Raw genomic sequence first — 26086 nt, 5'->3', positions numbered from 1 at the left:
GGCGGCGGATCGGGACGATGTTAACGGATTCGGAAGCGGGCAGGCACGCGTGACGCCTTTCGTGGCGTCACAGCCGGTCGAACGCGAGCGTGGGCACGTCGACGACCGTCGCGCCGCCGTCCGCGACGAGCGTCGTGCCGGTCACGAACGAGGCGTCCGGCGACGCCAGGAACGCGCAGACGGCCGCGATCTCGTCGGGATCGGCCGCGCGCCGCAGCGGCACGTCGGCGCTGACGCGTGCGTATGCATCGTCGAGCGAATCGCCGTGCGCGGCCATCAGCGGTTCCATTTCCGCATCGGCCATCGGCGTGCGGACCCAGCCGGGGCAGACGGCGTTCGCGCGCACGCCGTGCGGGCCGTAGTCGCGTGCGAGCGATCGCGCCAGCCCCAGCAGCGCGTGCTTGCCGACCGTGTAGCCGCATACGCCGGGCCCTGCCGCGAGCGCCGCGATCGACGCGACCAGCACGATATTGCCGCGCTGCGCGATCAGGTCGGGCAGGCATGCGCGGGCGCTGACGAATGCGGTGTCGAGGTTCGCGTGCATCGCGTCACGCCACTGCGCGTCGTCGGTTTCGTCCGCGCGGCCGATGCCATGGCCGCCCGCGCAGGCGACGAGCGCATCGACGCGGCCGAAGCGTTCGGCGATGCGCGGCAGGAAGCCGGCCCAGTCGGCGGGGCTGGCGGCGTCGCCGGCCAGCGCGAGGCCACCCGTTTCGGCAGCCAATGCGTCGAGCGGCGCCTGACGGCGTCCGATCAGCACGACGCGGTCGCCGCTGCGGGCGAAGCGGCGCGCGCACGCGGCGCCGATGCCGGTGCCTGCGCCGGTAATCGCGATCGTGCGGGGTGGCGGGGGCGTCATGTCGTTCTCCGGGAAGATGCGTTCCGGCCACTTTAGGCGGCGCCGGCGCGCGCCGGTATCCGCCGAAAGGATGAATGGGGGTCTTCCGGACGGCCAAACGCGGCGGCCGTGGCCCATTTTGCAAAGGCTGACGATGTCCGCCGCCGAATCGCTCTATCCTCCACATTTTTGCGATAAGCCACGAAAGCCCGGCAAAATAGCGTAAGCAGGCGCGCAACGGCGCGCGGCGTGTTGATCAACCGATTCCGTCGTACGAATGGTGCGGCCCGCAAGGATGCGGCCGGCAATCGCGCGGCAGGCGGCATCGCTGCGAGCCGGCGTCCGATGCGCATGTATCGCGTCCGCCGACGGCTCATGTCGCCACGGCGTATCGCCCGGTTGCGCGCTGGCGCGGCCGGACCATCGACAAAAGAACAGGGAGGGGCCGGCAATGAGGCTGGACGACGAAAGAGAAAGCATGAACGTCGAGGATCGCCGCGGCGCCGGCGGGTTCGGCGGTGGGCGCGCGACGATCGGCATCGGCACGATCGTGGTCGCGCTGGCCGCATCGTATTTCTTCGGGATCGACCCGCGCGTCGTGCTCGAAGGCGCGTCGGCGCTGCAGGGCAGGCAGCAGCAGGCGCAGCCCGCGCCGACCCAGCACCAGGGCGCGCCGGCGAACGATCCCGGCGCGGTGTTCACGCGCAAGGTGCTCGGCAATATCGAACGCACGTGGACGGGCGTGTTCAACACGCAACTGCACGCGCAGTACCAACCGCCGAAGCTCGTGATGTTCACGAACTCGACGCCGACCGCATGCGGCACCGGCCAGACCGCGATGGGGCCGTTCTACTGCCCGGGCGACCGCAACGTGTACATCGATCTCGGCTTCTACGACGAACTGCGCAGGCGTTTCGGCGCGGGTGGCGATTTTGCGCAGGCCTACGTGATCGCGCACGAAGTCGGCCATCACGTGCAGAACCTGCTCGGCATCGCCGACAAGGTCGACGCCGCGCGCCGGCGGTCGAGCCAGGCGCGCGCGAATGCGCTGTCGGTACGGATGGAGCTGCAGGCCGACTGCTTTGCCGGCGTGTGGGCGAACAACGCGCAGCGCGCGAACCAGCGGCTGATGGAGCCGGGCGATTTCGAGCAGGGGCTGAAGGCCGCAGCCGCGATCGGCGACGACCGGCTGCAGCAGCAAGGGCAGGGCTACGTCGTGCCCGAAAGCTTCACGCACGGCACGAGCGAGCAGCGCGTGTACTGGCTGCGGCGCGGGATGGAATCGGGCGAGGTGAGCGCCTGCGACACGTTCGCCGCGAACGCGCGCTGAACCAGGGCGCGCGCCCCTTCGCGCGCCCGTATCGTCCCGGTTGAACCGGCCACCACGGCCGGCCCGGGGACGATTTGCCGATTTGTGCTCACCGGCGCTTGTCGGCGTCGGTACGCTGGCCCGGACGTCGAGATTCGATGCATTCGCGCGCCAGCCGATTCCCATGCCTACCTTGTCCGCCCCCACCGACTGCGCTCCCGCCGATTGGCGACGCACGCTGCGCGCATGCGTGGACGCGTTCGACGCGTTCGCGAGCCCGTCGGCGATCGTGTTCTACCGGCTCGACCAGAGCGGCGAACCGGCCGATTTCGAGCTGTTCGGGATGCCGGAATCGATGCACCGCACCTATGTCGCCCGCTACCGGACGCTCGATCCGCTGCATCCGTCGCGCTGCGCGGCGGGCGAATGCGCGGTCGTCACGCTCGCGTCCCAACTGCCCGACGAACGACGCGCTGCGTCCGCGTACTGGACCCGTTTTCTGCGGCGGCACGACGTGGCCGACGTCGTCGAGATCTGGCTGCGCGACGCGGGCCGGACGGTCGGCGCGTTCTCGCTGCTGCGCTTCGGCATGGGCGACGCGAACGGCAACGGCACCGCACGACGCTTCGCGCCCGGCGAGATCGACGCACTCGCGCGGCTGCAGCCGGTCGCCGAAGCCGCACTGAGCCCGCTGCTGCGTGCACGGCGCGGCATCCACCGGATCGATTGCGAGGAACGGCTGACCTACCGCGAGGAGCAGATCGCGCGGCTCGTGCGCGACGGTCGCTCGAACAAGGAGATCGCACGCGATCTCGCGCTCGGACCGCCGACGATCAAGACGCATCTGATGCGGATGTACCGCAAGCTCGGCGTGTCGAATCGCACGGAGCTGGTCGGGGCGTTGTTCCTCTAATCGGGATCGTGCGGCACGACGCGTGATCGTCTTGCGATAACGCGCTGCCAATTTGCGCTCACCGGGCGTGAATTCTCGTCGATACAGTGGTCCGACGCCCGCGTGCCTCACCGGCCCGCGGTCCAGCCACGACAATCAACGAGACGCCCATGAGCCACACGAACTTCGTCGCCGTCAGCGACACCGTGCGCACCTTCGTCGCGCGCGACTTCGGCCTCTTCATCGACGGTGCCATGCAGCCCGCGCACGCGGCTGCCCGGCTCGACGTGTACGACCCCGCCACGGGCGAGCGGCTCGCGACCGTCGCCGACGCCGACGCGCAAGACGTCGACCGCGCGGTCGCCAGTGCGAAACGCGCGTTCGACGCGCGTGTCTGGAGCGGGCTGCGGCCGGCCGACCGCGAACGCATCCTGCTGAAACTCGCGGACCTGATCGAAGCCGACGCCGAAACGCTCGCGCAGCTCGAAACGCTGAACCAGGGCAAGTCGATTCACGTGTCGCGCGCGATCGAAGTCGGCGCGAGCGTCGAATACGTGCGCTACATGGCCGGCTGGGCGACCAAGATCACCGGCCAGACGCTCGACGTGTCGATCCCGTTCCCGCCCGGCGCGCGCTATACGGCCTATACGCGCAAGGAGCCCGTCGGCGTGGTCGCCGCGATCGTGCCGTGGAATTTCCCGCTGATGATCGCGGTGTGGAAGCTGATTCCGGCGCTCGCGGCCGGCTGCACGATCGTGCTGAAGCCGTCGCCGGAAACGCCGCTGACGGCGCTGCGCTTGGCCGAACTGGCCCGCGAAGCCGGCGTGCCGCCCGGCGTGTTCAACGTGGTGACGGGCGGCCGCGTCTGCGGCGCGGCGCTCGCGAGCCATCCGTCGATCGCGAAGATCTCGTTCACGGGGTCGACCGCGACCGGCAAGCTGGTCGGCGCGGCCGCCGTGCAGAACATGACGCGGTTCTCGCTGGAACTCGGCGGCAAGAACCCGATCGTGATGCTCGACGACGTCGACGTCGCGCAGGCGCTCGACGGGGTGGCCGCCGGCGCATTCTTCAACCAGGGGCAGGTGTGCGCGGCCGCTTCGCGCATCTATGTGCATCGCAGCAAGTTCGCGCAGCTCGCGGACGGCCTCGCCGGCGTCGCGCAGTCGATGAAGCTCGGCGCAGGCCTCGATACCACCGCGCAGATCAACCCGCTCGTATCCGCGCACCATCGCGACAAGGTGGTCGAGCACATCGAGGGCGCGCGCCGCGCGGGCCTCACGTTCCTCGCGGGCGGCACGCCGGCCGACGATCTGCCCGGCTACTACGTGAAGCCGGCCGTGATCGCCGATCCGCACCCGGACAGCGCGATCGTGCGCGACGAGGTATTCGGCCCGGTGATCGTCGTCGTGCCGTTCGACGACGCGGCCGACGCGGTGCGCCTCGCGAACGCGTCGCCGTACGGCCTTGCCGCGAGCATCTGGAGCAACGACCTGACACGCGTGATGAACCTCGTGCCGCGGATCGAGGCCGGCACCGTGTGGGTGAACTGCCATATCCCGCTCGATCCGTCGATGCCGTTCGGCGGCTACAAGCAATCGGGCATCGGCCGCGAATTCGGCCAGTACGCGATCGAAGGCTTCACCGAAACCAAATCCGTCTGCATCGCGCATTGACGCACGGCGCGACGCTCGAACCCGAACGAACCCGATTCAAACGATCCGACAGTGGAGATTGCAATGAGCTACAACGAAGCGAAATTCTGGCACCCGATGCTGCACCCGAACGAAATGAAACAGCGCAAGCCGATCCGCATCGTGCGCGGCGACGGCTGCTACGTGTTCGACGAAACCGGCAAGCAGCTGGTCGACGGCGTCGCGGGCCTCTGGAACGTGAACGTCGGCCACAACCGCCGGGAAGTGAAGGACGCGATCGTGCGTCAGCTCGACGAACTCGAATACTTCCAGCTGTTCGACGGCATCTCGCATCCGCGCGCCGAGGAGTTGTCGAAGAAGGTGATCGACATGCTCGAACCGGAAGGGATGCGCCGCGTGCTGTACAGCTCGGGCGGCTCCGATGCGATCGAGACCGCGCTGAAGATCGCGCGCCAGTACTGGAAGGTGCGCGGCCAGGCCGATCGCACGAAGTTCATCTCGCTGAAGCAGGGTTATCACGGCACGCACTTCGGCGGCGCGTCGGTGAACGGCAATACGGTGTTCCGCCGCAACTACGAACCGAACCTGCCCGGCTGCTTCCACGTCGAGACGCCGTGGCTGTACCGCAACCCGTTCACGCAGGACCCGGAGGAACTCGGCCGGATCTGCGCGGAAATGCTGGAGCGCGAAATCCAGTTCCAGAGCCCGGACACCGTCGCCGCGTTCATCGCGGAGCCGATCCAGGGCGCGGGCGGCGTGATCGTACCGCCGGCGAATTACTGGCCGCTGGTGCGCGAAGTGTGCGACCGCTACGGCGTGCTGCTGATCGCCGACGAAGTCGTGACGGGCTTCGGCCGTAGCGGCAGTCTGTTCGGCAGCCGCGGCTGGGGCGTGCGCCCCGACATCATGTGTCTCGCGAAGGGGATTTCGTCGGGCTACGTGCCGCTCGGGGCGACGGTCGTGAACGCGCGAATCGAGGACGCGTTCGCCGCGAATGCCGATTTCGGCGGCGCGATCATGCACGGCTATACGTACGCCGGTCACCCGGTCGCCTGCGCGGCCGCGATCGCGAGCCTCGATATCGTCGTGAAGGAAGACCTGCCGGCGAATGCGGCGAAGCAGGGCGCGTATCTGCTCGAAGCGCTGCAGCCGTTCGCGGAACGGTTCGCGGCGGTCGGCGAGGTGCGTGGCAAGGGGCTGATGCTTGCGCTCGATCTGGTCGCGAACAAGGATACGCGCGAGCCGATCGATCCGCTGTCGGGCTATGCGAACGCGGTCGCGGAAGTCGCGCGCGAGCACGGCGTGCTGGTGCGCCCGGTCGGCACGAAGATCATCCTGTCGCCGCCGCTCGTGATCCAGCGCGAACAGCTCGACCGGATCGTCGACGCGCTCGCCGCCGGCTTCGAGGCCGTGCCGTTCGCATGACGGCCAACCCGCGGTGGCGGGTAAACGCCATCGCGGGTTTGCCGATTTGCGCTATGACCGGATTATTTTGCCTGCGTATTTTTTCGACATCGGATCACGCCGTGATCGACGAAGGGCCCCGGGAATCGACGCGCTGAAACACCGCCCGGGGCCGACCGCAAAGCATCTGGCCCCGGCCGCCGACGAAGCGCCGGTTAGGGCCAACCCACGAAGGAGACGACGATGTCGGGATGGTCGGGAATGACCGGCGCCGCGGGCGATACGCCCGCCGGTGCGCCGGCTGAAGCAGGCGGCGGCACCGCGTTGAAGGCCGGTGCGGTCGGTTTTCCGACCGCGCTGGCGAGCGCGGTCGGGCTCATCATGGCGAGCCCGGTGATCCTCACCGCGACGTCGGGTTTCGGGATGGGCGGCTGGGCGTTCGCGGTCGCGATGATCATCGCGTTCGTGATGATGCAGGCGCAGGCCACCACGTTCTCCGAAGCTGCCGCGATGCTGCCGACGGCCGGCTCGGTTTACGATTACCTGTCGTGCGGGCTCGGCCGCTTCTGGGCGATCACCGGCACGATTTCCGCGTATTTCCTCGTGCACGTGTTCGCCGGCACCGCGGAGACGATCCTGAGCGGCATCATGGCGCTCGTGAACTTCGAATCGCTGAACGCCGCGTTCGAGAAGCACAACAGTTCATGGCTCGTCGGCGTCGGCCTCGTGGTCACGTTCGCGATCACCAACATCGTCGGCATCAAGGTGTTCAGCAAGCTCGAGATCGTGCTGACGGCCGGCATGTGGCTGTCGCTGATGATCTTCGGGATCCTCGGGCTCGCGGCCGCGCCGGCCGTGCATCTCGACGGCTGGTTCGGCGGGTCGGAAGTCGGCACGTCCATCCCGGCCGTGCTATCGCTGGTCGGGATGGCGATGTTCATGTTCGTCGGCTGCGAGTTCGTCACGCCGCTCGCGCCGGAAATGAAGGCGCCCGGCCGGACGATCCCGCGCGCGATGGCGCTCGGCCTCGTCGGCGTCGCGATCTGCATGTTCCTGTACGGCGCGGCGATCCGCCGCCAGGTCCCGAACGTGCCGGTGAGCCCGGACGGCCTCACGCACCTGCTCGACACGCCCGGGGCGATTCCGGCGTTCGCGCTGCAGGTGCTCGGGCCGTTCGGGCGGATCTGGTTCGGCATCGCGTTTCTGTGCGCGGGCGCCGCGACGATCAACACGCTGATGGCCGGGCTGCCGCGCATCCTGTACGGGATGGCGATCGACGGCGCGCTGCCGCGCTGCTTCGCGTACCTGCATCCGCGTTTCAAGACACCGGTGGTCGGCATCATCGCGGCGGCGGTCGTGCCGATCTTCCATGCATGGCTGATCAACGGCAACCTCGACAGCATCCTGCACCTCGTGCTCGCCGCGACCTGCGCATGGGGCACCGCGTACCTGCTCGTCACCGCGTCGGTCGTGATGCTGCGCATCCGCCGCCCGGACTTGCCGCGGCCGTACCGTTCGCCGCTGTTCCCGCTGCCGCAGATCGTGTCGAGCGTCGGGATCGTGCTCGCGATCTGGTACATCACGCCGCCCGGCATGAACGCGCGCGACATCTACGTGCCGTTCGGCGCGATGCTGGGGCTCACCGCGCTGTACGCGCTGTTCTGGACGCTCGTCGTGCAGCGCCGGCATCCGTTCAGGCCGGTGCCGGTCGAGGACGTGCTGCGCAACGAGCACGTCGTGTCGTGAAGCTCGTATTCGCCCGATGGCGCGCGGCGCCCGGCACACCGCCGCCCGGCCACCGGCCCGGCGCGATCGCGGCGCGCGTGCTGGCCGACCTCGGGGCGGTGCGCGATGCGGACGGCGGCGCGGCCGAAACCCTGGCCCGGCTGCCGAACGGCGTGCGCGTGAGCATCGAGGAACGCGTCGACCGTCAGTTCCTGATGCATACGGTCAGCGTGCAAGTGTCGATCCATGCGGTCGGGCCGGCCGGGCAGGGCCTTGCGCGCATGCTGCAGACCGGCTGGCTGCGGCGCACCGGCGTCGCGGCCGAGCCCGCACCGGGATGCGACCCCGGATTTTTCCGGACGGTGGCCGCGCTCGTCGCCGATTCGTCGCTTGCCGACGCGCTGCGCCCGCTGCACCTGAGCGACTGCACGATCGCCGCGCGCGACGGCCGCTGGACGCTCGCGATCGTGCCGTTCGGCGGCAGCGAGGTCGTGAACCGGATGCCGTCGTTTCGCCGTTACGTCAGGCTGATCGATGAGCAGGCCGCCGCGCTGTCGGCGGCCTGTCTTGCGTTCGAAACCGCACTACGCAGGATTTTGCGAGGGTAAGCTGTGACGGTGCGTGCCGTGCGAGCCCGGCGGCCGCATCCAGCACCCGAGGGTTTTACCGGAGACGCCGATGCTGTTCCAGTCCCGTTCACACGAAGACGTGCACGATCACGGGCTCGCGATCGCGGGCTGGCATCAGGTGTACCGTCAGATGACGCCGGGCCGCTTCAAGGGCACCGTCACGCAGGTGCTGTACGACGATTTCCACTTCTTCCGCGAGACGACCAACCGCCGTGTCGCGCAAACCGGGCTCGCGCCGGTCGGACGCACGTCGCTCGCGGTGCCGCTGTCGGTGCCGCTCGCGGGTACGTTCCAGGGCCAGCCGGTCGACGGCTATGCGCTGCTCGCGCTACGCGCCGGCGAGGATTTCGAGTTTCACACGCCGGAAGGGATGGGGCTGGTCGGGATCAGCGCCGCGTCGGACATGATCGACGAGCTGTGCGAAGCCGAATTCGGCGCGACGGCCGCGCGCAGGCTGCGGCACGTGACGCGGCTGTCCGACGCGCAGGGCGTCGCGCTCGGCGTGCGGCTGTCGGCGCTGATCGACGATGCGCAGCGCAACCCGGGCTGCCTCGAATATGCGGCGACCCGCAAGATGTTCCGCGACGCGATGCTCGGCATGTTCCTCGATGCGCTGGAACACGGTATCGGCGTCGAGCGCCGTGACATCACGCACGCCACCTACAGCGATATCGTGAGCCGCTGCGAGAAGCATCTGCGCGAGCGGCCCGAAGAACCCGTCACCGTGCTCGAACTGTGTCGCGCGCTGCGCTGCAGCCGCCGCACGCTGCAAACGAGCTTCCAGCGCGTGGCCGACGTCACGCCGGTCGGCTACCTGCGCACGATCCGGCTGAACGCGGTGCGTCGCCTGCTGCGCACGACCCCGGTGCAGCAGCTCGGCGTCGGCGAGGCCGCCGCGAGCTGGGGTTTCACGCATCTCGGCTATTTCGCGCGCGAGTATCGCGACCTGTTCGGCGAGCTGCCGTCGCAAACCTTGCGTCCCGAATGACGCCTCCTCACCGTGGCGGCGCCGCCGAGCGCCGTCGTGTATTGCCCGTCCCCATCACCGTTTGCTGATTTGGGATAGAGGTCCGGAATTTTCGCTGGATAAAGTCCTGCCACCCATATCGACAACACCATCGGTTTGTACTGCGAACCGATGACCATTGAGGGGCGGGACATGAAGAACGGACGACGACTGACCGCAGCCGCGGCCATGCTGGGTTGCCTGCACGCGCACGCGCAAACCTCCGGCAGCGTGACGCTGTACGGCACCGTGGACACGGGCATCATCTATTCGACGAACCAGCAGTTCACGCGCGCCGACGGCAGCACGGGCGGCGGCCATGCATGGCAGATGGGCGGCGGCAACCTGGTGCCGTCCCGCTTCGGCTTCCAGGGCGCCGAGCCGCTCGGCGGCGGGCTCAGCGCGGTGTTCTCGCTCGAGCAGCAGTTTCTGTCCGCGAACGGGCAGGCGCTGCAGGGCGGCACGGCGTTCAGCCGGCAGGCATGGGTCGGGCTGCGCCAGGATTCGATCGGCACGCTCGGCCTCGGCCGGCAATACGACTCGTACACGGACATGCTCGGCGCATACGTATCGAGCAACAACTGGGCGACGCCGTACGGCTCGCATCTCGGCGACGTCGACAACCTGAACGCCGCGTTCAACTTCAACAATGCGGTGAAGTTCACCAGCGCCGATTTCAACGGCCTCACGTTCGGCGGCACGTTCAGCTTCGGCGGGCAGGCCGGCGACTTTTCCGCGAAGCGCGGCTATGCGGTCGCCGCGACCTACACGCGTGCGCCGGTCGCTTTCTCGGTCGGCTATCTCGACCTGCACCAGCCGCTCGACGCGGCGCTCGGCGGCGCGAGCGGCTATATCGGCGATTTCGCGTGCAGCAACCCGGGCGCGATGCTCTGCCTGCTGCAGGACGCCGGCTCGATGCGCGCGTTCGGCGCTGGCGGCTCGGTCACATTCGGCGCGGCGACGGTCGCGCTGACCTACACGCACACGCGTCTCGGCGACAGCCGCTATTTCTCGACCGGCGCGCAGCCGCGCACGCAGGCATTCACGTTCGACGTCGGCGAGCTGAACGTCACGTACATGTTCACGCCCGCGCTGCAGGGCGGCGTCGCGTACATCTTCAACGCCGCGCACACCGACGGGCGCGGCACGACGCGTTTCCATCAGGTCAACGTCGGCACGAACTACAGCCTGTCGAAGCGCACCGCGCTGTATGCGGTCGCGATCGGGCAGATCGCGAGCGGCACGGGGCTCGGCACCGATGGGAATGGCAACGCGGTGAACTACGCGCAGATTCCGGTGCTCGCGAACAGCAATTCGAGCCGGCAGCTCGCCGTGATGGCGGGCATTCGTGTGAACTTCTGACGTCGAATGCGGCTGGCGGCGGCACGTCGGTCGCGTGCCGCCGTGCTGCCTCCGCGTGCAGGGTCCGGCACCCGTCGAGTGATGGAAAGCGACGTTTGAAAAAACGTCCGTATGCTTGACTGAACGGGCCTGGATGGACGGAATGCGCGCGTCAGGTGGCTAGGCTTTGCGCTTTGCCACAATACCTTCACGGTCAGCGTGAACAATGGCGACGCTTCACGCGACCCAACGTGTCGCCGGCATTGCACACGTGTGCAACGCATGACTGTTCCGCTCCATACGCCGATCGAGAGAGACCTCATGACCTTGCTGAGTCGCCTGCGGGCGCTGTCCGCCGCCGTTGCGCTATCCGTTGTCGCCACGCACGCCTTTGCGGCGGATCTCGTCATCGCGGGCCGCGACGACATCTACGGCAAGGGGCTCGCCGACGCCGTCGCCGGCTTCAACAAGCTGCATCCGGGCACCGACATCGAGCTGCTCAAGCTGCCGAACGCGAACCTGTACCAGAAGCTCAAGCTGTCGATGCGCGAAGGCACCGGCGCGTACGACCTCGTGATGATGGACGACACGTGGGCGCCCGAATTCATCGGTAACGGCTGGCTGAAGCCGCTGCCCGCGGCGCTCGCCGACGCCGATCTCGTGCCGTCCGCCGTCGCGCTCGGCCGCAATGCGGCCGGCGCGCTGTACGCGTTGCCGATCGTCGGCAACGTCGAGATGTTTGCGTACCGCAAGGACCTGCTCGCGAAGTACAAACTGCAACCGCCGCGCAACTGGGACGACGTGCTGAAGATCGCGCAGACCGTCGGCGGCGCGGACAAGAGCGTGTCGGGCGTCGTGTTTCGCGGCACGAAGGGCAACCCGGTCGTCACGGGCTTCCTGCCGATCCTGTGGGCGTATGGCGGCGACGTGTTCGACCGTGCCGGCAACGTGACGATCGATTCGCGCGAAGCGCAGGCCGCGCTGAAGACGTTCCTCGCACTGAAGGCGTTCGCGCCGAAGGACGTCGACGTGTACGGCGCGGCCGAAGTGCGCGATGCATTGCAGCGCGGCACGGCCGCGCAGTCGATCGAGGTGTGGCCGGCATGGGTGCCGGCGCTCGACGATCCGAAGCAGTCGCGCGTGGTCGGGCAGATCGCGCTGCAGCCGCCGCCGGGGCAGACCGCGGGCCCGGCCCCGATGCTCGGCATTTGGCAGATGGGCATTCCGAAGGACGCGCCGCATGCGAAGCTCGCGCAGGACTTCCTCGCTTACCTGACCGCGCGCGATACGCAGACGCGCCTCGCCGGCATCGGCATTCCGCCGACCCGCCGCAGCGTGTTCAACGATCCGGCGCTGGTGCGCCAGTACCGCTGGTATCCCGATCAGCTGAAGGCGCTCGAGGCCGGCCGTGCGCGGCCGCGCGTGACGGACTGGCAGCAGGTCGAGAGCATTCTCGGCGACCAGTTGCAGCTCGCGCTGACGGGGCAGGCCGCACCGGACGCCGCACTGCGTCAGGCGCAGCAGAAGATCGCGCAGGCAACGGCCGCGGCCGGCAAGTGACCGCGCGCGTCAACTCGGTGGCCCGAGGTCGCGCATGAAAACCTTCGGCCGCAGCCTGCCGTTCGTCGCGCTGCTCGGGCCCGCGCTGCTGGTGCTCGCCGCGCTGGCGCTGTATCCGGTCGCACAGGTGCTGATCGACTCATTCTGTCGGGTCGATTATTCAGCGGGCCATCGCGCGTTCGCGGGGCTCGCGAACTATCGCGCGGTGCTCGGCGACGATGCGTTTGTGGCCGGCTTCGGCAACACGCTGCGTTTCACGATCGTCGCGTCGCTCGCCGAAGTCGCGCTCGGCTTCGGCCTCGCGCTGCTGTTCGTGCGCGCGTTTCCCGGGCGGCGCATCGCGCTGCCGCTCGCGATCCTGCCGATGATGCTGTCCACGCTCGTGTGTTCGGCGATCTGGCGCAACTGGCTGAACTTCGACGGCTTCCTGAACGCGCTGCTCGCGGCGTTCGGCGTCGAAGGCGTGCGCTGGCTGTCCGATCCGCATCTCGCGCTGTGGTCGCTCGCGCTCGTCGACGTGTGGCAGTGGACGCCGATGGCGTTCCTGATCGTGCTGGCCGGGCTGCAGTCGATCCCGCAGGAGCTGTACGAAGCCGCGCGCACGGACGGTGCGAGCGAGTGGGAGTGCCTGCGCGATGTCACGCTGCCGCTCGCGGCGCCGCAGATCGGTCTCGCGCTGCTGCTGCGCTCGATCGACACGTTCAAGCTGTTCGACAAGGTCTATGCGCTGACGGGCGGCGGCCCCGGCAATGCGACGCAGACGCTGTCGACCTATATCTACGACACGGGCTTCCGCTTCTTCAACGTCGGGCCGGCGAGTGCCGCGTCGGTGCTGATGCTGGCGGCGTCCGCGGTGCTGGTCTCGGGGTACGTATGGCAGACGGTCCGCAAGCGGCGCGCATGACGACGCGATCGGCGGGTATCCCGCGCGCACGAACGAGCGCCGCATGCGGTCACGCGATGCCATGGGTGCTGCGCGTCGTCGCGCTCGCGCTGTTGCTGCTGCCGTGCCTGTGGATGGCCGGCGCGGCCTTCATGCCGACGCTCGAACGTCTCGATCATCCATTGCGGATCTGGCCGGCCGCGCCGACCTTCGCGCATTTTGCGTCGGTGTGGTCGAACGGCATCGGCGCACCGCTGTTCAATTCGCTGCTGGTCGGCTTCGGCACGACGCTGCTCGCGCTGGCGCTCGCATTTCCGGCCGCGTATGCGCTCGTGCGGCTACGGTTTCCGGCGCGGCTCGACCTGTTGTTCCTGATGCTCGTGCTGGCGTTGAAGCTGATGCCGCCGATCACGATCGCGGTGCCGCTGTTCGCGCTCGCGAAGCGGCTGCACCTGCTCGATTCGACGCTCGGCCTGATGCTCGCGTACCAGATCTACGCGTTGCCGATGGCGATCTGGATGCTGCTCGCGTTCGTGCGCGACGTGCCGATCGAATACGAGGAAGCGGCGTGCATCGACGGCGCGGGGCTCGCACGGCGGCTCGTGCAGATCGTGCTGCCGCTGTGCGCGCCGGGGCTGATCGCGACCGCGATCTTCGTGTTCATCGCGGCGTGGAACGAATTCCTGATCGCGCTGCTGTTCGTGTCGACGCCGAGCCGCTTCACGCTGCCGCTCGCGATTGCCGGCTACGTGACGGAGAACGGGATCGACTGGGGCGACCTGATGAGCGCGGGGCTGATGGCGTCGCTGCCGACGCTGGCCGTGGCCGGCTATGTACAGCGCTACCTGTTGCGCGGGTTCGCGGGCGGGTTGAAGTGACGCGTGGCGTGGCCGCGCCCGGTCCTGCGTCGTCACGCGCAGCTGTCGCGCACCACCTGCGTGACCGGCACGACCCGCGTGCGCGACGGGCCGTCGAACGTCTGCATCCGGTCGGCGAGCAGGTCGATCGCCGCAAGCGCGAGGCCGCGCGTGTCCTGCCGCAGCGTCGTCAGCCGATATGCATCGTATTCGGCGGCGGGGATATCGTCGAAGCCGATCACGCGCAGGTCGTCCGGCACGCGCAAGCCGAATTCGCGACGCGCGACGTCGATCACGCCGAGCGCGAGCAGGTCGGACGAGCAGAACACGCCGTCGGGTCGTTCGCCGGTCGCGAACAGGTGCCGCGCGGCGTCGACTCCGCTGGCGTGCGTGTCGGACGGCGTATCGAGCATACGTACGAGTGTCGGGTCGAACGCGTCGCGTGGCCCGATCGCCTGCTCGAACGCAGCGGCGCGCGACCGCGCGCTGTAGCTCGCGCCGCGGGGCCCGACGAACGCGAGCCGGCGCGCGCCGGCCCGTACGAGCCGCTGCGCCGCGTGGGCGGCGCCCGCCGCGTTGTCGCTGACGACCACATCCGCGCCCGGCAGATTCGCTTCGCGGTTGATCATCACGACCGGAATCCGGTGTTCGAGATATTGCTGCGCGACCGACAGTGGCGGCGACGCGGACGTCATCACGAGGCCCGCGATCCGGTAGCTGAGCAGTTGTTCGAGCGATTGCCGTACCTGGCGCGGATCTTCCGCATTGGTCACGAGCGGCGTGAGCGCGCGCTGCCCGAGCGCGGCCATCAGGTCCGACAGCAGCCGCGCGCGAAACGGGTTCTCGAAGCCGGCCGTGACGACGCCGATCATGCTGCTGCGCTGCGTGATCATGTCGCGCGCGATCCGGTTGACCTGGTAGCCCAGCGCACGCGCGGCGGCCATCACGCGCTCGCGCGTTTGCGGCGCGATGCTTGCCGTCGGCGAGAACGCGCGCGACACTGCGGAGCGCGAGACGCCGGCCCGCACCGCGACATCCGACGCCGTGACCCACGGTTTCCTTTCCTTGTCATTCATCGATTCATGATCCCTTCGCGCCACGATACGTGCATGCCGCCCGCCGACTGGATGTCGGCGCTCGACGACGCGCGGCCGCTGCATACGCTGACCCTACCGGGCAGCCATGACACCTGTGCGTATACGGTCGACGATTTACTCGTGCGCACGCAGCGCGCGCCGCTCGATGCGCAGCTCGCGCATGGCGTGCGGCTGCTCGACATCCGTTGCCGGCACGTGCGCGATGCGTTCGACATCCATCACGGCGGCATCGCGCTCGGCATGACGTTCGACGACGTGCTGGCCACCTGTACGCGCTTTCTCGATGCGCATCCGCGCGAATGCATCGTGATGTCGGTGAAGGACGAGTGGCCGGCGCATGCGTGCACGCGCGGTTTCGATGCAACGTTCGACGCGCATCGCGCGCGGCACCCGCGATTGCGCTGGCATGCCGGCGGCACGCTGCCGACGCTCGGCGACGTGCGCGGCGCGGTCGTGCTGTTGCGGCGCTTTCGCAGCGGCCGGCCGCTTGGCATCGACCTCACCGCGTGGCCCGACAACGCGACGTTCACGATCGATCATCCGGACGGCGCGTTCGTGATCCAGGACGAATATCGCGTGCCGGTGGCCGCGTCGATCGCATGGAAGTGGCGCGCGATCGACGCGCTGCTGACGCATCTGCCGCTGCCGGATAGCGGCCGCTGGGCGCTCAATTTCTGCAGCGGAACGGGGATGGGCGCGAATCCGTCGGTGGTCGCACACGGCGATGGCCGCGTGCAGGGCATTCATGCGCGGCTTGCCGAGCGCTTGCGCGAGCAGCGCGGCCCGCATGGCGCGATGCTGCTCGATTTCTGCGATAACGACGACTGGGCGCTGGTGCGTGGGCTGATCGAATGCAACGATCACACGCCGCAGCAGGGTGTGTGGCGCAAGGCGTTTCGCTGTTAACGGGGGGCGCGTCGCCGGGGACTACCGCGTCGCGATCGCGACTGCCGCACCGGCCATCGCGGTTGCACTCGTGCGGTTCGCGATCCGCTTCGCGCGCGCCGATGTCAGGAAGGCCCGTGCGCGCGACGCGAGCAGCGACCAGAAGCAGTCGGCCAGGATCAGGACCGCGAGCATCGTGCCGACCAGTTCGGCCCAGGCGGCGACGCTGACGTGCGTGAGGTCGACGATGGTCGGCAGCAGCGCGAGGTAGAAGATCATGATCTTCGGGTTGCCGAGCGTGACGAGCATCCCCGCGACGAACATGCGCCACGACGACTGGCCGCGCGGCAGGTCGTCCGCGCCCGTGCCGGTCGGCGCGGTCCACATCTTCCATGCGAGGAACAGCAGGTACGCAACGCCGAGCAGCTTCAGCACGATCAGGCCCGTCGCGAACGTGCGCGCGAACGCGGACAGCCCCGCGACCGCAAGCGTGAGCCACAGCGCCTCGCCGAGCCACATGGCCGCCAGGAACGGCAGCACGTCGCGCACGCCGTTCGTCAGCACGCGCGCAACGAGCGCGGCGACGCTTGGGCCGGGCGTGCCGGCGGTGACGAGCAGGGCGAAGGCGAAGACGGCGAGTGCGGACAACGTCATGACGGACCTCGTGGATCGGGCGGTCGAAAACGATACGTATGAAGTTTCGATTATAGTGACGGCCGTTCCAGACTGCCTGCCTGAAATGCCGTCATGCCTGCCTCGATCCTGATTCGCCCCGCCGCGCGGGAAGACGCGGCCGCGATGGCCGCGGTGGAAGTTGCCGCCGCGCAGCGGTTTCGCGAGATCGGCATGGCCGACATCGCCGATGCCGAGCCGACCGATACGGCCGCCGTGCTCGAGCGGATCGACGGCGGTCGCGCGTACGTCGCGGTCGATCCGCGAGGCACGTGCGTGGGATTCGCGTTCTATCGGCTGCTCGATGCGCGGCGGCTGTATCTGGAGGAACTGGATGTCGCGCCGTCGCATGCCGGGCAGCGGATCGGCGCGCGTCTCATCGAGCAGGTGATGGCGCGCGCGGCGCGGGAGTGCGTCGAGCAGGTGGTGCTGTCGACGTTTCGCGATGCGCCGTGGAACGCGCCTTATTACGCGCGTCTCGGTTTCCGGATCATCGACGATGCGGCGCTCGACGACGCGCTGCGCGCGATCCGCGCGCACCACGTCGCGCTCGGTCTCGATGAAACGCGGCGCGTGTTCATGCGTGCGGACGTGCCCGCCTGAACCCGCGCCGTTCCACCGTCAGGCCGCGTCGCTCAGCGCCGGGTAGTCGGTGTAGCCCGTTTCGCCTTCCGCGTAGAACGTCTCCGGCACCGGCTGGTTGAGCGGCGCGCCGATTTCGAGGCGGCGCGGCAGGTCCGGGTTCGCGATGAACAGCTTGCCCCAGGCGATCGCGTCGGCGCTGCCGTTCGCGAGCGCGGCCTGTGCGGTGTCGAGCGTGAACTGCTCGTTCGCGATCAGCGGGCCGCCGAACGCTTCCTTCAGGCGCGGGCTCAACTGGTCGCCCGAATACGATTCGCGTGTGAAGATGAACGCGATCTTGCGGCGGCCGAGTTCCCGCGCGACATAACCGAACGTTGCCGCCGGATCGGAATCGCCCATCGTGTGTGCGTCGCCGCGCGGTGCGAGGTGCACGCCGACCCGGCCGGCGCCCCACACGTCGATCGCCGCGTCGACCACTTCGAGCAGCAGGCGGGCGCGATTCTCGATCGGGCCGCCGTACGCGTCGGTGCGGCGATTGGTGCTGTCCTGCAGGAACTGGTCGAGCAGGTAGCCGTTCGCGCCGTGAATCTCCACGCCGTCGAAGCCGGCTGCCTTCGCGTTCTCGGCGCCCTTGCGGTACGCGGCGACGATGCCCGGAATTTCGTCGAGTTCGAGTGCGCGCGGCGTCACGAACGGACGCGGCGGACGCACGAGGCTCACGGTGCCGCCCGCGGCGATCGCGCTCGGCGCGACCGGCAGGTCGCCGTTCAGGAACATCGGATCGGAGATCCGGCCGACGTGCCAGAGTTGCAGCACGATGCGCCCGCCGGCCGCGTGCACGGCCTGCGTGACCTGCTTCCAGCCCTCGACCTGCTCGTCGGACCAGATGCCCGGCGTGTCGGCATAGCCGACGCCTTGCGGCGTGACGGACGTCGCTTCGGTAATGATCAGGCCGGCCGACGCGCGCTCGGTGTAGTAGCGCGCCATCAGCGCATTCGGCACGCGCGCCGCACCCGCACGGGAGCGGGTCAGCGGCGCCATCACGATGCGGTTCGGCAGGGTCAGTTCGCCGAGCGTAACGGGATCGAACAACGTGGGCATGGCAGATAACCTCTTCACGAAAGGCGGGGAAGCGTGCGCACCATGCGCGACGGCGCCCCGCATGGCCGGTTCGGCCGTTGGCTAGAGTTCGCGGCGCAGGGCGTCGTGAAATGCGTCGATGACGGCCTCGTTGCGCTGGAAGAACGCCCACTGGCCGATCCGCGTCGACGTCACGAGCCCCGCGCGCTGCAGCGTCGCGAGGTGCGCGGAGACGGTCGACTGCGACAGCCCGCAGCGCGCGTCGATCTGGCCCGCGCAGACGCCGTGTTCGTACGGCAGCGTCTGCTGCGGAAAATGCTCGCCGGGCGTTTTCAGCCAGACGAGGATCTCCCGGCGCACGGGGTTCGAGAGCGCTTTCAGGATCGCGTCGATGTCGAGTTCAGTCGGCATGGAAGGGTGGGTGTTTCGATCGGGCAAACAAGTATCGTCGATGGGCGAATCTTATATCGCATTTTGACGATATATGGGAAAGCACTGCCGACAATGGGGTTGATAGGAAACCGTAATCTCGGGGGCGGATCGGCGGCGCCGTGAACCGCTCTCGATGAATCCGCTGGTTTTAGTTCGTCTTGCCGGCAATGTCATACCGCCACACACGAGCCGCTCGGGCAAAGGGTGCGTCAACGCCGAAGGCATGCGTAACCGGCCGGCGGCGTGCGACGGATTCTGCGACCATCGCCGTTCAAGTCATCTCTACCACCGAGCTGCCGCCATGTCCGTCCCCTCCGTCGCGTTTGCCAGTCTCCGACGCTCGTGTGCGCTGCTGGCCGCGCGCGCCCTGTCATACGCCGTTCCGCTCGCGGTAGCCTGCGCCGCCGCCGGCGCGCTAGCCGGCGCGCAGCCGGCCGAAGCCGCCACGCCCACGCAGCGCGAACGGCTCGAAGCGCCGGTCAAGGCCGTCGCCGACCAGCGCGTGGCCGTCGATACGCCGCAGGGGAGCGCGATGCTGCCGGTCTACGCCGATCATCCGCTCGACCGGGCCGCGCCCGACGTCACGCGCGTGTTCATCGTGATTCATGGCACCCTGCGCAATGCCGACACGTACTACGCATCGGGGCGCAAGGTCGTCGAGAAGGCCGGTGCGGCAGGCAACGGCACGATGGTCGTCGCGCCGCAGTTCCTGACACGTGCCGATACGCGCGCGTTCTCGTTGTCCGCATCGACGCTCGCGTGGACCCAGGAAGGATGGAAGGGCGGCGAACCGGCGCGCCAGCCGGCGCCGATCAGCTCGTTTGCCGCGCTCGACGCGCTGCTCGCGCATTTCACCGACCGCAGCCTGTACCCGTCGCTGACGACGGTCGTCGTGATCGGCCACTCCGCCGGCGCGCAATTGCTGCAGCGTTACGCAGTAGCCGGGCGCGAAGGCGACGCGCTCGCGCGAGCCGGCATCGCCATACGCTACGTGGTCGCGAACCCGTCGAGCTACCTGTATTTTGACGACGAACGTCCGAATGCCGATGCACTTGCCGGCGGCGTCTGCCCGCGCGCGACGGAATGGAAATACGGGCTGAAATCGGCGCCGCCTTACGTGGCGTCGCAGGACGTCCGCGATCTCGAAACCCGCTACGTCGCACGCCACGTCGTGTATCTGCTCGGGCAGGCCGACACGAATCCCTATACGCATTTCATCGACCGTTCATGCGCGGCGATGGCGCAGGGGCCGTACCGGCTCGCGCGCGGGCTGGCCTATTTCGATTACCTGAAAAAGCGGCATCCGGACGATCTCGCGCAGCAGGTCGTCGAAGTGCCGGGTGTCGGGCATGACGGTCTCGGCATGTTCACGTCCGCTTGCGGGCTGGCCGTGCTGTTCGGGCAGGCATTGCCGCAGTCGTGTCCGGTCGTGGCCGGCACCGCGGCGGACTGGCGTACGCCCGACGAAAATCGATCGATCAGAAAAATGCAGGAATCGGCAAGATAAATTCATTTCCACGCGCGGCCTTCGCGGATCAGGATGACGGTGTTCCCAGGAGCTCCCCATGAACATCACGATCGTCGATGATTACCGTAAGCCGGATGGGCCGCCGATCCACGCAGTCCCGCCGGATGTACCCGAGCGCGAAGCAGCATCGATCGAGCCGTTGATTCTCGACCTGCTCGAATGGATCGGGCCCGGCGCGCGGCCGTACGACGAGGTGATCGACGCGTGGCGCACGTCGTGCCCGCGCCTGCCGGTGTGGGAGGAGGCCTGCGCACGCGGCTATCTGGTCCGCCATCATGCGCCGGGCGGCGTGGCCGAGGTCGAAGTGAGCGACGCCGGCCGCGCGCATATCCGAGCCGCGCGCGCCTGACCCTGCGGGGCACGCGGCGCGAGGCGGTGCCTGCCGCGCGTCATGCCGTTTTTTCCGCGACCGGCGCGGCGTCCGGATCGAACACCGTCAAGCCTTCCGTCGGGTCCATCGGCAGTTCCCACGGCCGCGCGGCAATGGCCCGTTTCGCCGCGTCGTAGCCAGCCTCCCGGCGGGCCGCGATGCCGGCAGGCGTGAAATCGATGTCCTTCCACTGATTGTCGCCGTCGAGCCGCGGCGCGGCGAGCTTGATCAGGTGCATCGTGGTCTCGCATCCCCACGCGGCGAGCTGGCGTACGGCCGGCGACGCGCGGTCGGCTTCCGGCACGTGCCGGACCAGTTCGCGGATCACGTGACGCAACCGGTGAATCTGCTGCTGGCGCGCGATGTGGCTGTCGGTGCGGCTCGCGTACTGGATGTCCTTTTGTCGTTCCGACACCTGCCAGATGCTCTCGGGCTCCGGGCCGGCCGGATTCCACATCTGCACCGAGAAGATGACCGCGCTGCGGCGCGGGTTGTCGTCGAGCACGACCTCGACCGGCGTATTCGAATACACGCCGCCGTCCCAGTACGGCGCGCCGTCGATTCGTATCGCCGGGAACGCGGGCGGCAGCGCGCCCGAACTCATGATGTGGTCGATTCCGAGCGGCGTATCGCGCGAATCGAAATAGCGCATCGTCCCCGTGCAGGCGTTGACCGCGCTGACGGTCAGCCGCGGATGGCCGGCGTTCAGCAGGTCGGGATCGACCAGCGACGCCAGCGTGTCGCGCAGCGGCGCGATCCGGTAGTACGACGCGCGATCGACGCCGAGCCGCACCATCGGCCCGAGCCACGACGCCGGATTGGGCTGGAAGAATCCCGTGATGCCGCCGCCGATGATCATCAGCTCGGCCAGCGCCCGGTCCCAGCCGGGCAGCAGCGGCGGGACGTCGAAGCGGGTCCGCTCCGTCACGCGATGCCAGAATGCCGACAACTGGTCGTAGCGTCGTTCGGGCGGATTCCCCGCGATCAACGCCGCGTTGATCGCGCCGATCGACGTGCCGACCACCCAGTCGGGCCGGATCCCGGCCTCGTCCATTGCCTGGAATACACCCAGCTGGAACGCGCCCAGGGCGCCGCCGCCCTGGAGCACGAGCACGACTTGCCCGGGGAGGTCCATTCGTGCCGGCTGGCTCGCGGTCATGGCTTGCCTCGCTGCGTGTGACGGTGGGTCGGAACCGAACAGTTCGATTCAGTTTAGGCGATCGACAGCGCGGGGGCGCCCGCTGCGCAATGGCGGCTTGCGTTTTTTGCTGCCGCCCGTCGTTCCCCGCGCGCTTCATGGCGAGCCGCGTCATTCGACGGTGATCGTCTCCTTCATGTACGGATGAATCCCGCAGAACACCTTGTAGACACCCGGTTTGTCGAAGCGGAACGCGTACGTCTCGTCCTGGTCGAGCGCTTTCGAATGAAAGATGCCGGCGTCGTTGACGACGGTGTGCGGCTCCGCGTCGAGGTTCTTCCATGTGATCGTCGTGCCGGCCTTGATCGTGGTGGACATCGGCGAAAACATGAAATTGCGAATCGTCACGAGCGGGCCGTTCGGGCCCTGCGCGAACGCGGCGAGCGGCGTGCCTGCGGCCGCGCCGCACAGCATCAGCATTGCGATGATTCGAGATGGCTTGAAGCGGATCATGTCGGCCTCCTTATATTGGTCACGCGAGCGTCGCATCGTGCAGCGACGACGTAGCGGGATGGCCGGTGAATTCGACGGTCGTCACGCCGAGCATCGACGGCAGCCGGTCGTGCGGCACCGTGAGCGGCACGGGGCCCGGGCCGTTGCCGGCCGTCGGCTGCGGGAACGCGGTCGAGCGGGCGGTATGAAAGATCACGTTGCCCTCGACCTTCGACACGATCTGGTGGATGTGCCCGTTCAGCACGGTGACCGAGCCGAAGCGGCGCAGCAGCGCCATCGTCTGCGGCGCGTCGCCGGTGCCCCAGCCCCATGGTTCGTAGATGGTCCACATCGGCATGTGCGAAAACACGACGATCGGCGTGCTCGACGAGCGGCCTTTCAGGTCCTGCGCGAGCCACGCGAGCTGTTCGTCGCCGAAGCTGCCGAGCCCGTTCGGCTTGAAGTGCATCACGTTGACGAGCCCGATGAAGTGCACGCCCGCATGGTCGAAGCTGTAATAGCCGCGGTTGTCCGACGCCTTGCCGAACCGGCCGAAATATTCGGCGCCCGAACCGTCGGTGACGTCGTGTTCGCCGGGCACCGTGTGCAGTTCCGGCACGCGCAGCGCGGACAGCAACTGCGACGCGTGGTCGAATTCCTCGGGCTTGGACAGATGCGTGATGTCGCCGGTGTGGATCGCCAGCGCGGGCAGCGCAGGCATCCCGTTGACGAGATCGATCGTCTGCTTCAGCGTGGCCGACACGTCGGGATTCGCGTCCTTGTTGAAGCCGATGTGCGTATCGCTGATCTGCACGAATAGCGGTCGGCCGGCGTTGGCCGGGCGCGCGTCGCCGGGCTGCGCGAGCGCGAGGTCGAACGGCGTGAGGATGCCGCCCGATAGCGTGAACAGCGTGCCGAGCCCGCCGAAGGCCATGCATTGCAGGGCCTTGCGGCGCGACGGGCGGGTAGGGGTCGATGAAGACATGTAAGCCTCGCATTCGTGTGACGAAACCGGACGGCCGGATCGTCCTGGAATAAGCCGGCGCCTTCGCATGCGATACCGGCGAAGCGGTGGATTTATTCCCGATCGTTGCGAGATCGCCCGCCGGGTGGGCGGCCGTCGGAGCGATGCGCGATGCCGCCGGATGACTCGTCAATGTCCTGTAAGTGACACGTCACATTTGCGTCACGGCTGCCCGATAGCCTCCCACTCCGAATCACTTCTCCGGAGCCCTTCATGCCGAACCTCGCGGCAACGGACACGGGCCGTGCGGTCGGTCACCGCATGCGCTCCCTCGGCCTCGCGCTGTTTTTTCCGTTCATTGCCGGCGGCATCGTCCCTGTCGGCATGCATCCCGGCGCCGATCTTCGTCTCGTCAAGGAAGGTTCGGTGCTGCCGATCGCACTGCACGGCCTGTCCTGAATCGCCCCGCGGCTGCGAACTGGCTACGCGGCACACGTCCATACCCATCGATTTTTAATTCAACACAGGACACAAGACGCTACCGATGGATATCCGTTTCTTCGATCCGAATCGCACCGCCAACGCGTCCGCGTGGCGCGTGCTGCCCAACCGCTGGGACGCGGTCGCGTTTCCGCTGATCATCGGCATGCTCGCGATGGCGATCGTCGGCTTTCACGAAACGATGGCGCCGATCGGCGTGTTGCAGACGCAGAAGATCTCGCTCGATCCGTCGAACCTGCCCGAATACGCGTTGCGCACCACGCTGCGGATGCTCGCCGCGATGGTCGCGTCGCTCGCGTTCACGCTCGTCTACGGCACGCTCGCCGCGAAGAGCCGCCGCGCGGGCATGGTGCTGATCCCGATCCTCGACATCCTGCAGTCGGTGCCGGTGCTCGGCTACATCTCGTTTACGGTCACGTTCTTCCTCGCGCTGTTTCCGGGCCGCGTGCTCGGTGCGGAGCTGGCGGCGATCTTCGCAATCTTCACGAGCCAGGCATGGAACATGACGTTCAGTTTCTATCAGTCGCTGCGCACGGTGCCGCGCGACCTGAGCGAAGTGTCGCGCGGCTTTCACCTGACGCCGTGGCAGCGCTTCTGGAAGCTCGAGGTGCCGTTCTCGATGCCGGGCCTGATCTGGAACATGATGATGTCGATGTCGGGCGGCTGGTTCTTCGTCGTCGCGTCGGAGGCGATCACGGTTGGCAACCAGACGATCACGCTGCCGGGCATCGGTGCGTATCTCGCGCAGGCGATCTCGGACAAGAATCTTGGTGCGGTCGGCTGGGTGATCGTCGCGATGTCGGTCGTGATCCTGGCCTACGACCAGTTCCTGTTCCGCCCGCTCGTCGCGTGGGCCGACAAGTTCCGGATGGAGAACACCGCGTCGGGCGATGCGCCGCAATCGTGGCTGCTCGACATGATGCGGCGCACGCACCTGATCCATCAGTTGCTCGTGCCGGCCGGCTGGCTGCTGTCGCAGGCCGCGCGGATTCCGTTGCGCGCGCCGTCGCTGACGGGCACGCGCGTGCGCGCCGCCTCGTCGCGCCGTCCGTCGCGCATCGGCGACATCGTGTGGGCCGCGTTCGTGATCCTGCTGACGGCGTACGTCGCATGGCGCGTCGTCAGTTTCGTCGCGACCGGCGTGACGATGGCCGAGGTCGGCCACGTGCTCGTGCTCGGACTCATCACGCTGCTGCGCGTGCTGGTGCTGATCGCGATCGCATCGGTGATCTGGGTGCCGCTCGGCGTGCTGATCGGGCTGCGCCCGAAGCTGGCCGAGAAGATCCAGCCGCTCGCGCAGTTCCTCGCCGCGTTCCCCGCGAACCTGCTGTTCCCGGTGTTCGTGATCGCGATCGTCCACTTCCACCTAAACGCAGACATCTGGCTGTCGCCGCTGATCGTGCTCGGCACGCAGTGGTACATCCTGTTCAACGTGATCGCCGGCGCGATGTCCTATCCGAACGATTACAAGGAAGCGACAAAGAATTTCCGCATCCGCGGCTGGCAGTGGTGGCGCCAGGCGATGCTGCCCGGCATCTTCCCGTACTACGTGACCGGTGCGATCACCGCGTCGGGCGGCGCGTGGAACGCGAGCATCGTGTCCGAGTTCGTGCAGTGGGGCGATACGAAAGTCGTCGCGCACGGCCTTGGCTCGTATATCGCGCAAACGACCGCCGCCGGCGATTTCCCGAAGATCATCCTCGGCATCGCCGTGATGTCCCTGTTCGTTACCTTGTTCAACCGCCTGCTGTGGCGTCCGATGTACGCCTATGCGGAATCCCGGCTCCGTCTCGATTGAGAGTAAGCGCGATGCAAAATTCGACCGTTATCCACGCCCCCGTCAAGACGTCCCAGCCGTTGCAGCCGCCGCGCCTCGGCGAAGAAATCCTGCGCGTCGATCACGTCTGCCGCGGCTTCAACAAGACGCAGGGCGAACTGCTGGTGCTCGACGACGCGAACCTGTCGCTGCGCGAAGGTGAGATCGTCGGCCTGCTTGGCCGCTCGGGCTCGGGCAAGTCGACGCTGCTGCGGATCATCGCCGGGCTGATCGAGCCGACCGGCGGCGAGGTGACCTATCTCGGCAAGCCGCTGCGCGGCCCGGCCGAAGGCGTCGCGATGGTGTTCCAGACCTTCGCGCTGTTCCCGTGGCTCACCGTGCTGCAGAACGTGGAAGCCGGGCTCGAAGCGCTGGGTGTCGGCGCGCGCGAGCGGCGCGAGCGTGCGCTCGCCGCGATCGACCTGATCGGTCT

At 68.0% G+C, this 26086-nt stretch carries 26 protein-coding genes; 18 read left to right on the top strand and 8 right to left on the bottom strand.

Translation table 11 applies throughout. The features are described from left to right. Positions 1 to 67: 67 nt before the first annotated feature. Positions 68 to 859: an SDR family NAD(P)-dependent oxidoreductase gene (locus A9Z05_RS18095; protein WP_069619332.1), complete on the bottom strand. Its 792-nt coding sequence runs from the start codon at positions 857 to 859 to the stop codon at positions 68 to 70. 430 nt (positions 860 to 1289) lie between these two features. On the opposite strand from A9Z05_RS18095, the gene A9Z05_RS18090 reads away from it, so the two are divergent. The 11 genes from A9Z05_RS18090 (at position 1290) to A9Z05_RS18040 (ending at position 14117) form a co-directional block, all read left to right on the top strand. Next, on the top strand, positions 1290 to 2168 hold the full coding sequence (locus A9Z05_RS18090; RefSeq protein WP_069619331.1) for a neutral zinc metallopeptidase: 879 nt from the start codon (positions 1290 to 1292) through the stop codon (positions 2166 to 2168). 163 nt (positions 2169 to 2331) lie between these two features. Then, on the top strand, positions 2332 to 3060 hold the full coding sequence (locus tag A9Z05_RS18085; protein WP_069619394.1) for a LuxR C-terminal-related transcriptional regulator: 729 nt from the start codon (positions 2332 to 2334) through the stop codon (positions 3058 to 3060). Between the two features lie 149 nt (positions 3061 to 3209). Continuing rightward, a complete protein-coding gene (locus tag A9Z05_RS18080; RefSeq protein WP_069619330.1) occupies positions 3210 to 4712 on the top strand; it encodes an aldehyde dehydrogenase family protein in 1503 nt (500 codons plus the stop codon). Between the two features lie 63 nt (positions 4713 to 4775). Continuing rightward, a complete protein-coding gene (locus tag A9Z05_RS18075) occupies positions 4776 to 6116 on the top strand; it encodes an aspartate aminotransferase family protein (protein WP_069619329.1) in 1341 nt (446 codons plus the stop codon). Positions 6117 to 6338: 222 nt separating this feature from the next. Further along, entirely contained in the window at positions 6339 to 7841 is a 1503-nt protein-coding gene (locus tag A9Z05_RS18070) for an APC family permease (protein WP_069619328.1), read from the top strand. Continuing rightward, entirely contained in the window at positions 7838 to 8428 is a 591-nt protein-coding gene (locus tag A9Z05_RS18065; RefSeq protein WP_069619327.1) for a DUF3156 family protein, read from the top strand. Before A9Z05_RS18070 ends, A9Z05_RS18065 begins: the two co-directional genes overlap by 4 nt. Positions 8429 to 8498: 70 nt before the next feature. Beyond that, positions 8499 to 9437, top strand: a complete 939-nt coding sequence (locus A9Z05_RS18060) for a helix-turn-helix domain-containing protein (protein ID WP_069619326.1) — start codon at positions 8499 to 8501, stop codon at positions 9435 to 9437. 171 nt (positions 9438 to 9608) lie between these two features. Further along, the gene (locus A9Z05_RS18055; protein ID WP_069619325.1) at positions 9609 to 10817 is read left to right on the top strand and encodes a porin; all 1209 of its coding nucleotides are present in this window, start codon (positions 9609 to 9611) and stop codon (positions 10815 to 10817) included. Between the two features lie 300 nt (positions 10818 to 11117). Beyond that, positions 11118 to 12356 (top strand): ABC transporter substrate-binding protein, encoded by a 1239-nt coding sequence (locus A9Z05_RS18050; protein ID WP_069619324.1) that lies wholly within the window; start codon positions 11118 to 11120, stop codon positions 12354 to 12356. 34 nt (positions 12357 to 12390) lie between these two features. Beyond that, entirely contained in the window at positions 12391 to 13260 is an 870-nt protein-coding gene (locus A9Z05_RS18045; protein ID WP_069619323.1) for a carbohydrate ABC transporter permease, read from the top strand. After that, positions 13257 to 14117: a carbohydrate ABC transporter permease gene (locus A9Z05_RS18040; protein WP_069619393.1), complete on the top strand. Its 861-nt coding sequence runs from the start codon at positions 13257 to 13259 to the stop codon at positions 14115 to 14117. Before A9Z05_RS18045 ends, A9Z05_RS18040 begins: the two co-directional genes overlap by 4 nt. 32 nt (positions 14118 to 14149) lie before the next feature. On the opposite strand, the gene A9Z05_RS18035 is transcribed toward A9Z05_RS18040, so the two are convergent. Beyond that, on the bottom strand, positions 14150 to 15172 hold the full coding sequence (locus tag A9Z05_RS18035) for a LacI family DNA-binding transcriptional regulator (RefSeq protein WP_069619322.1): 1023 nt from the start codon (positions 15170 to 15172) through the stop codon (positions 14150 to 14152). 6 nt (positions 15173 to 15178) lie between these two features. Here A9Z05_RS18035 and A9Z05_RS18030 point away from each other — a divergent pair, with 6 nt between their 5' ends. Next, entirely contained in the window at positions 15179 to 16099 is a 921-nt protein-coding gene (locus A9Z05_RS18030; protein ID WP_176730224.1) for a phosphatidylinositol-specific phospholipase C, read from the top strand. Positions 16100 to 16120: 21 nt separating this feature from the next. Here A9Z05_RS18030 and A9Z05_RS18025 read toward each other — a convergent pair whose 3' ends face one another. Then, complete coding sequence (locus A9Z05_RS18025) at positions 16121 to 16732, bottom strand: LysE family translocator (protein WP_069619320.1); 612 nt, start codon at positions 16730 to 16732, stop codon at positions 16121 to 16123. A gap of 93 nt (positions 16733 to 16825) precedes the next feature. Here A9Z05_RS18025 and A9Z05_RS18020 point away from each other — a divergent pair, with 93 nt between their 5' ends. Further along, positions 16826 to 17353 (top strand): GNAT family N-acetyltransferase, encoded by a 528-nt coding sequence (locus A9Z05_RS18020; protein ID WP_069619319.1) that lies wholly within the window; start codon positions 16826 to 16828, stop codon positions 17351 to 17353. Between the two features lie 18 nt (positions 17354 to 17371). On the opposite strand, the gene A9Z05_RS18015 is transcribed toward A9Z05_RS18020, so the two are convergent. Further along, the gene (locus tag A9Z05_RS18015) at positions 17372 to 18433 is read right to left on the bottom strand and encodes an alkene reductase (protein WP_069619318.1); all 1062 of its coding nucleotides are present in this window, start codon (positions 18431 to 18433) and stop codon (positions 17372 to 17374) included. Positions 18434 to 18514: 81 nt separating this feature from the next. Beyond that, entirely contained in the window at positions 18515 to 18823 is a 309-nt protein-coding gene (locus A9Z05_RS18010) for a helix-turn-helix transcriptional regulator (protein ID WP_006496873.1), read from the bottom strand. Positions 18824 to 19145: 322 nt separating this feature from the next. On the opposite strand from A9Z05_RS18010, the gene A9Z05_RS18005 reads away from it, so the two are divergent. Continuing rightward, positions 19146 to 20351: an alpha/beta fold hydrolase gene (locus tag A9Z05_RS18005; RefSeq protein ID WP_069619317.1), complete on the top strand. Its 1206-nt coding sequence runs from the start codon at positions 19146 to 19148 to the stop codon at positions 20349 to 20351. 58 nt (positions 20352 to 20409) lie between these two features. Then, the gene (locus A9Z05_RS18000) at positions 20410 to 20721 is read left to right on the top strand and encodes a 3-phosphoglycerate dehydrogenase (protein ID WP_084044317.1); all 312 of its coding nucleotides are present in this window, start codon (positions 20410 to 20412) and stop codon (positions 20719 to 20721) included. Between the two features lie 40 nt (positions 20722 to 20761). On the opposite strand, the gene A9Z05_RS17995 is transcribed toward A9Z05_RS18000, so the two are convergent. From A9Z05_RS17995 to A9Z05_RS17985, 3 genes are all read right to left on the bottom strand, one after another. Further along, a complete protein-coding gene (locus tag A9Z05_RS17995) occupies positions 20762 to 21901 on the bottom strand; it encodes a patatin-like phospholipase family protein (protein ID WP_069619316.1) in 1140 nt (379 codons plus the stop codon). A 150-nt stretch (positions 21902 to 22051) separates the two neighbouring features. Further along, entirely contained in the window at positions 22052 to 22393 is a 342-nt protein-coding gene (locus tag A9Z05_RS17990; protein ID WP_069619315.1) for a cupredoxin family copper-binding protein, read from the bottom strand. Between the two features lie 19 nt (positions 22394 to 22412). Further along, positions 22413 to 23357: a metallophosphoesterase gene (locus A9Z05_RS17985; protein WP_069619314.1), complete on the bottom strand. Its 945-nt coding sequence runs from the start codon at positions 23355 to 23357 to the stop codon at positions 22413 to 22415. A 252-nt stretch (positions 23358 to 23609) separates the two neighbouring features. Between A9Z05_RS17985 and A9Z05_RS17980 the strand changes: the two genes are divergently transcribed. The 3 genes from A9Z05_RS17980 to A9Z05_RS17970 form a co-directional block, all read left to right on the top strand. After that, positions 23610 to 23795, top strand: coding sequence for a phosphate transporter (locus tag A9Z05_RS17980; RefSeq protein WP_069619313.1), 186 nt, complete (start codon positions 23610 to 23612; stop codon positions 23793 to 23795). Positions 23796 to 23880: 85 nt separating this feature from the next. Then, complete coding sequence (locus A9Z05_RS17975; RefSeq protein WP_069619312.1) at positions 23881 to 25635, top strand: ABC transporter permease subunit; 1755 nt, start codon at positions 23881 to 23883, stop codon at positions 25633 to 25635. A gap of 11 nt (positions 25636 to 25646) precedes the next feature. Then, on the top strand, positions 25647 to 26086 hold a 440-nt coding region (locus A9Z05_RS17970), incomplete at its 3' end, for an ATP-binding cassette domain-containing protein (RefSeq protein ID WP_141723433.1).

It is taken from the genome of Burkholderia sp. A2 (assembly GCF_001729305.1).
GTDB classification, from domain to species: domain Bacteria; phylum Pseudomonadota; class Gammaproteobacteria; order Burkholderiales; family Burkholderiaceae; genus Burkholderia; species Burkholderia sola.
Note: the sequence above shows the minus strand (reverse complement) of the source record. Positions and strands in the feature narration are given on the sequence as shown.